General features: G+C 63.3%; 2 protein-coding genes. Both read left to right on the top strand.

All coding sequences use genetic code 11. The annotated features are described in order from the left end of the window. Positions 1 to 531: hypothetical protein (locus tag IVA82_RS17310; RefSeq protein ID WP_247493432.1), on the top strand; the 531-nt coding region annotated here is incomplete at its 5' end. Continuing rightward, positions 525 to 1,879: recombinase family protein (locus IVA82_RS17315; RefSeq protein WP_247493433.1), on the top strand; the 1,355-nt coding region annotated here is incomplete at its 3' end. The genes IVA82_RS17310 and IVA82_RS17315, both read left to right, overlap by 7 nt.

Here is a 1,879-nt window from a genome sequence, read left to right on the forward strand (position 1 = left end):
GATCGCCGAACACGACAGAGTACCCCTATTTTGGAACGGGTCGTGTCTCACGTCACGATCACCGACCCGCATCATTTTCTGTTCGGGCACCGGCTTGAGGTGCTGAAGGAGCGGTCGGGACGCGGTCCCGCCTACGTTGTTGTCGCGCTGCCGGACGGACGGCGGCGGGGGGTTCGGATCGCGTCGACGGATCTTACCGAGACGTCGATCGCTTTCCGCCCGAACGCGGCCGACCTGCCGCGCATCAGTGTACGGACGCTGATCCCATTGATGCAACATTTGAGCGCGAGTCTGAGCCTTCTCGACGAGAAGGTGATTCGCGATGACCCACCGACCGCTCCCAGGTCGCGTTGCGTATCGACCCCTGCCAACGTTGGCAAATCCATCCGGCCGTCCGATGGCCGACATTCCGCGCCTCTGGCCGAATCTGTCGACCGCGACGCAAACCCAGATTGCTCAAACGATCGCCGCGCTGATGCGGCGAATGCAAGCGATCCCCGGCATGCCCGGAAGGGGACTGGGTCGTGCTGATCAGCTCGACCGTCGCTGACGAGCGGCTCACGACGGCTCACCGAGCCAAGTTGGCCTATGTCTACGTGCGGCAGTCATCCGTGAACCAGGTGCGCCAGCATCAGGAGAGCACCGAGCTGCAGTACCGCCTTGTCGATCGCGCCATCGGTCTGGGCTGGCCGCCCGAGCGCGTCCAGGTGATTGACGAGGATCTGGGCAAATCCGGTGCTGGCGGCGTGGACCGTCATGGTTTCCAGAAGCTCATTGCCGAGATCGGCCTTGGCAACGCCGGTCTCGTGGTGAGTCTCGACGCTTCGCGCTTGGCCCGCAATAACCGGGACTGGCATCAGCTTCTCGAACTTTGCTCGGTATTTGGCGTGCTGATTGCGGATGGCGAGCGGCTTTACGATCCGCGCGCCTATCACGACCGCCTGCTGTTGGGCCTGTCCGGCATCATGAGCGAGGCGGAGCTGCATCAGCTTCGGATGCGCCTTCACCAAGGGGAACGCCAGAAGGCGGCGCGGGGCGAACTGCGGCTGCCGCTGCCGGCCGGGCTCGTCTACGATCGAGCGGGGACAATTGTTCTCAATCCGGATGAGGAGGTGCGGGCCCGTCTTCATCTCGTGTTTGCTAAATTCCGGGAACTGCAAAGCGCGCGCCGTGTGATGCGTTACTTGGACAGGAATGGATTGTCCTTGCCGGTTCGGCCGCTGCTTGGACCTTCTCCACACGAGATCGTCTGGCGTGCGCCAGATAGCACACGCGTCCTTAATATCCTTCAGAATCCGGCCTATGCTGGGGCGTATGTTTATGGCCGCCGGCAAAAGGATTCGAGCCGATGCCGGCCGGGATCGCTGACGGGAACGGTCAAGGTAGCGATCGCGGATTGGGCGGTTTGCCTCCACGCCGCTCACCCAGGCTATATCAGCTGGGAGGAGTTCATGGCCAACCAGGGGCGATTGGCAGATAACCTCTGCCGCTATGAGGCAGGACACTCTGGCGTACCGCGCAAGGGGGCAGCCCTGTTACAAGGAATTGCGATCTGCGGTCGTTGTGGACGGCGCATGAGCATGCGCTACACGGGCCCGAATGCCGACTATCCGGTCTATTGCTGCCGCTCGGATCGGGACCAGCAAGGCAGTGCAATGTGCCAGGAAGTCCGGGCCTTGGCGGTTGACGCGCTGGTCGAGCGGATGGTCCTCGACGCCCTGGTGCCGGATCAGATTGAGATCGCACTCGCAGCCGCGGGCCAACTGGAGCAGGAGAGCCGTCAGCTCGAGCGCCAGTGGGTGCTTCGCGTGGAGCGCGCCCGCTACGAGGCCGAGCGCGCTCGGCGCCAGTATGACGCCGTAGAGCCCGAGAACCGTCT

Source organism: Bradyrhizobium sp. 142 (assembly GCF_023074015.1).
Classification (GTDB): domain Bacteria; phylum Pseudomonadota; class Alphaproteobacteria; order Rhizobiales; family Xanthobacteraceae; genus Bradyrhizobium.